Genomic DNA, 5,841 nt, shown 5'->3' with positions numbered 1-5,841 from the left:
CCCGCCCCCCGCGCGCCCGTGGTCGCCGGCGCCCTCCCGGTGACGGTCTCCGCCCCGTCGCCCACGGCGCTGGCGGAGCTCGCGGGGCGGATGTCGCTGCGCCTGCGGCAGGCCGGCCCCGGGGAGTTCTACGACCTGGCCCACACCAGCACCCGGCGCCGCGGCCGGCACCGCCACCGGGCGACCGTGCTCGCGGACAGCGCCCCACGGGCGGCCGACGCGTTGGATCGCCTCTTCGCCGGTGAGCCGGCCGCCGGCGCCCTCGCCGCCGCGGCGGACCGGGGCGGTGTGGCCTACGCCTTCTGCGGCAACGGCTCCCAGTGGCCGGGCATGGCCGCCGATCTGCTGGCGGCGCGCCCGGACTTCCGCGCCGCCGTGGCGGAGGCGGACGCCGCCCTGGCCGATCACCTGGGCTGGTCGGTCGTCGCGGAGCTGACCCGGCCGACCCCGGAGCGCTGGAGCCGGGCCGATGTCGCCCAGCCGCTGCTGTTCGCGGTCCAGCTCGGCCTGTGCGCGCTGCTCGCCGCGCGGGGCGTCCGGCCCGCGCTGGTCCTGGGGCACAGCGTCGGGGAAGTGGCCGCGGCCCACGTGGCGGGGGCCCTCACCCTGGAGCAGGCGGCCCTGGTCGTCGCCGAGCGCGGCCGGGCCCAGGCGGCGACCGCGGGCAGCGGCCGGATGGCGGCCGTCGGGCTGCCAGAACAGCGGGCCCGCGAGGCCCTGGCCGGCTTCGGGGACGCGCTGGAGGTGGCCGGGGTCAACAGCGACCGGGACGTCACCGTCGCGGGAGAGGCGAAGGCGCTCGCCGCCCTCGGGGCCGAGCTGACCGCCCAGGGGGTGTTCTTCCGGGACCTCGGGCTCGACTACGCGTATCACACCCGGGCCATGGACCCGGTGGCCGGAACGCTGTGCGCGGCGCTGTCCGGCCTCGTCCCCTCCCCCGCGCGGCTGCCGTTGGTCTCCACCGTCACCGGCGCGCCCCTCGCCGGGGAGAAGGTGACCGGCGACTACTGGTGGCGGAACGTGCGCGAACCCATCCGCTTCGCCGACGCCGCGGCCCACGCCGGCCGGGCCGCAGGGATCGTCGTCGAGATCGGCCCGCACCCCGTCCTGGCGCCGTACCTGCGCCGCCTGGACACCGTCCATGTACCCACGCTGCGCCGCGAGGCGGCCGGCCCGCTAGCCATGGACGCCTGCCTGGCCGCACTGGTCGCGGCCGGCGCCGAGCTCGACTGGTCCGTCCCCTTCCCCTCCCCCGCCCGGGTGGCCGACCTGCCCGCCCACCCCTGGCAGCGGCGCCGCCACTGGCAGGGCGGGCCCGCCGACTGGTACCGCAGCAGCGGTACGGGCCGGATCGAGCACCCCCTGCTCGGTGAACGCCTGCCCGGGCCGCATCCGGTGTGGGAGGCCACGGTCGAACCGCAGCTGGTGCCCTGGCTCGGCGACCATCTCGTCGACGGGACAGTGGTGATGCCCGCCGCGGCCTTCGCCGAGATGGCCCTGGCCGCCGGGCGCCGGGCCCTCGACGCCCCGGTGGAGGTGCGGCACCTGGAGATCTCCCGCCCCCTGGCCGTGGCCTGGCCGGACCCCGGCGGCACGCGCCTGCGGACCGCCGTGCTCCCCGACAGCGGCGTCGTCACCATCGCCACCGGCGAGGGCCGCGGCGGCACGTCCCATCCCGTGGTGAACGCCCAGGTGCGGTCCCTGCTCGGCCCTCCGCCGGCCCCCATGGACCCGCGGGCGGTGCGGGAGCGCTGTCCGCACACCCTCGACGGCGCGGCCCACTACGAGGAGTGCCGGCGCCTCGGGCTCGGCTACGGCCCGCACTTCCGGCTGCTGCGCTCCCTGCGGACGGGCGACGGCGAAGCACTCGCCACCTATCGCCGCGACGCGCCCGGCGGGATCGGGACGTGGGAGGCGTACCCGCCCCTGCTGGACGCGGCGTTCCAGGCGGGCGCCCCGCTGCTGCGGTCGCGGAACACCGGTGAGGACGCCCATCTGCCGTGCGGGCTGGGCGGTCTGCGCGTATGGCGGGCCCCCGCCCCGTCCGGCTTCGTGCACGTGCGGGCGCGCAAGGCGATCGGCCCCGAGGTGCTGTGGGACATCACGATCACCGACGACGACGGGGCGGTCGTCGCGGAGATCGACCGGCTGCGCCTGCGGCGGGCGCCCAGGGGCCGCACTCCGCTGAGCGTCCGCCGGACCGTGCTGCGTGCCGCGCCCCGCCCCGGCCCGGGGGACCGGGGGCCCGTGCTGCCCGCGCCCGCGGAGCTGCTCGCCCGCGTGGCCGATCGGATCACCGAACTGAACACGGCCTGGCGCGAATCCGGCCTCCATCGCGCCAGCAGGGCTCTCGCGGACGCCGCCGCGGGCTGCTGGACGACCGTGGTGGCCGGCTTCCTGACCGATCCGGCCGCCCCCTTCACCCTCACGGACCTCGTCGACGCCGGGCTGCGGCCCCAGCACCGCCGCCTGCTCAAGGTCGTCCTGTCCAATCTGCGCTCGTACGGCCTGGCCCGCCGGCGCCCCGACTCCCGGTGGGAGCTGACCGCCGTGCCGGCCGGGGACGGGGCGGATCTGCGCGCGCTCCTCATGGAGCAGCCCGCCAGTGGCCCCGAAGGGCTGCTCGTCGCCCGGCAACTGCTGCGCATGCCCGACCTCCTGCGCGGAACCGTCGACCCCGTCCAGACGCTCTCCTCCGAGCGGGGCCACTACCAGCACTTCTACGACGTGGGCCCCCGCAGCCGCTACACCAACCTCCTCGCGCGCACCGTGCTGGAGGAGATCGTCCGGCGCTGGCCGGCGGACCGACCGCTGCGGGTCCTGGAGATCGGCGCCGGCACCGGCGGGCTCACCGCCGCCGTGCTCCCGGTGCTGCCCGCCGATCGCACCCGCTACACCTTCAGCGACATCAGCCCCACCTTCCTCACCCCTGCCGAACACCGCTTCCGGCGGCACGACTTCCTCGCCTACCGCACCCTGGACCTCGACGCCGACGCCGAGGGGCAGGGCTTCGGCGACGGGGAGTTCGACGTCGTCCTGGCCGCCAACGCGCTGCACGCGGCGAGCGATCTGGCCGGCGCCCTGCGCCGGGTGAACCGGCTGCTCGTCCCCGGCGGCGTCCTGCTGGCCGTGGAGTCCCACGACACGGCGCAACTCGGCACGGTCTTCGGAACCCTCGACAGCTTCTGGCACCGCGGCGACCCCGTACTGCGCCCCGAGAGCGTCCTGCTGGACCGCTCGCGGTGGTCCGGTCTGCTGGAGGAGTGCGGATTCGGCGCCGTCGCCCGGGCCGAGGCCGACCCGGCGCCCGATCGCGTCGACTGCTCCCTGTTCGTGGCCGCCGCGGGCGACCGGGCCGTCGCACCGCCCGCCCTCCCGGACCCGCTCCCCGGAACCACGTGGACCGTGGCCGCCGAGGGCCCTGCCGAGGAGCCCTTCGCCCGGCGCCTGGTGAAGCTGCTGGGCGACGCCACCGTCACGTCCCTCGACAGGCTCGCCGCCCTGGACTTCGCCGGCGTCCGGGAGGCCGCCGTGGTGCTCGTCCTCGCCGCCCCGGAGGAGGAACCCGGGCGCGTCGTGGCCCGCACCACCCGCAGGATGGCCGCCCTGCGGGCGCTGGCCACCGCACGTACCCGCCTGCCCAGGAGCGTACGGACCAGGGTGTGGCTGGTCACCCGGCCCACCGGGCTGCAGCCCGCCCCCGAACGCCCGGCCCACCCCGCCGACGCGCCCGTCTGGGGCGCCGCCCGCACCCTCGCCAACGAGCACCCGGACCTGCGCGTCCACCGCGTCGGCCTCGACCGCGGCGACGATCCCGGCACCGACGTCCACCGCCTGGCCCAGGAGTTGCTCGACCCCGGCGACGAGGACGAGATCGTGCTCACCCGAGGCGGCCGCTTCGTCCCCCGGGAGACCGAGTGCCCCGCGCACGAGCCGCCCGCCACCGGCACGGCGGACTCCTACGCCCTGACCGTGCGCGACCCCGGCCGGTCCTACCGGCTGGTCTGGCGGGAACAGCCGGCCCGGCGGCCGGGCCCGGGGGAGATCGCGCTCGAGGTGCGGGCCGCGGCCCTGAACTACCGCGACACCCTGCAGGCCAACGGCCTGCTGCCGCTGGAGGCCGTCGAGGACACGTACACGGAGCACGGGCTGGGCATGGAGTGCGCGGGCGTCGTCACCGCCGTCGGCCCCGGCGTCACCGCCTGGTCGCCCGGCGACCGCGTCTTCGGCCTGGTACCGGCGTGCCTGGCCTCCCGCGCCGTCGTCCCCCACGAGGTCATGTGGCCGATCCCCGACGGCATGAGCTTCGACGAGGCGGTCACCCTGCCCGTCGTCTTCACCACCGTCCACCACGGTCTCGGGCACCTCGCCCGGCTGGCCCCCGGCGAGACCGTGCTGGTCCATGGCGGCGCCGGTGGCGTCGGCCTGGCCGTCCTGCAGTACGCGCGGCTGACCGGGGCGAAGGTCGTCGCCACGGCGGGCACCGAGGCCAAACGCGATGTGCTCACCGCCCTCGGCGCCGACCACGTCCTCGACTCGCGCACCCTCGACTTCGTCCCGCGCGTCCGGCACCTGACGCACGGACGAGGCGTCGATGTCGTCGTGAACTCCCTCAGCGGCGAAGCGGGCCGCCGCAGCCTGGAGCTCCTGCGGCCGGGCGGGCGCTTCGTCGAACTCGGCAAACGCGACATGCTGGAGAACAAGCCCCTGCCCCTGCGGCCGTTCCTGCACAACCTCTCCTACTTCGCGGTGGACCTCAACCAGCTGGCCCGTGACCACCGGACCATGAGGCGACTGCTGGCCGAGACCGGGGAGCGTATCCGGGCGGGTGCCTACCGGCCCCTGCCGCACGTCGCCTACCCCGCCGCCCGCGTCGACGAGGCCTTCGCCCTCCTGCAGCACTCCCGCCACATCGGCAAGGTCGTCATCTCCTTCGCCCCCTGGAACGAGCCCGTCCCCGTCCGGCCGGCCCCGGCTCCCCCGAAACCCCTGGACCCCGACGGCACCTACCTCGTCACCGGCGGCCTGGGCGGCTTCGGCGCCGCCACCGCGGACTGGCTCGCCGACCACGGCGCCCGCCACCTCGCGCTCGTCAGCCGCCGGGGCCCCGACGCCCCCGAGGCGCCCGCCGTGCTCCGGCGGCTCGCCCGGCGCGGCGTCACCGCGACCCCCTACGCCGCCGACGTCGCCGACGAGGCCGCCCTGCGGCGCGTGCTCGACGCCGTCGCGGCCACGGGCCACCCGCTGCGCGGCGTGGTCCACTGCGCCATGTGGCTCGACGACGCCCCGCTGACCGACCTCACCGACGAACGCGTCGTCCCGGTCCTCGCGGCCAAGGCGGCCGGCGCCGCCCTTCTGCACCGGCTGACCGCCGGCCACGACCTCGACCTCTTCCTCCTCTGGTCGTCCACGAACGCCTGCGTGGGCAATGTCCACCAGGCCCCGTACACCGCCGGCAACGGCTATCTCGAGGCCCTGGCCCGCGCCCGCCGGCACGCCGGGCTGCCGGCCGCCGCCATCGCCTGGGGAGCGATCTCCGAAACCGGCTACGTGGCCCGCAACAACCTGCAGGACTCCCTCGCCGCCACGGGCCTGGAGCCCGTGGCACCCGATGCCCTCCTCCCGGTGGCGGCCCGCCTCCTGGCGGACGGCGCCGAGGTGGCCGGAATCGCCAGGATGGACTGGGCCCGCTACCGCAGGGTGATGCCCGACCCCCCGGCCCCCCGCTTCTCCCGGCTCTTCCCGGCCCGGACGGACGCCCCGGGCGGCGATCGCGAGGAACTCATCGGCCGGCTGGCCGCCATGGCGCGGGACGACGCCGTACGAACCATCACGGAGGCC

1 protein-coding gene is annotated in these 5,841 nt (G+C 76.8%); it reads left to right on the top strand.

From position 1 onward, the window contains the following. Positions 1-5,841, top strand: a 5,841-nt coding sequence (locus ACSNOD_RS27290) for an SDR family NAD(P)-dependent oxidoreductase (protein WP_436769736.1), incomplete at both ends; no start/stop codon positions are given.

This window comes from Streptomyces sp. URMC 123 (assembly GCF_051386515.1).
Taxonomy (GTDB): domain Bacteria; phylum Actinomycetota; class Actinomycetes; order Streptomycetales; family Streptomycetaceae; genus Streptomyces.
The sequence above is the reverse complement of the archived record's forward strand: the minus strand, read 5'-3'. Positions and strand labels throughout refer to the sequence as shown.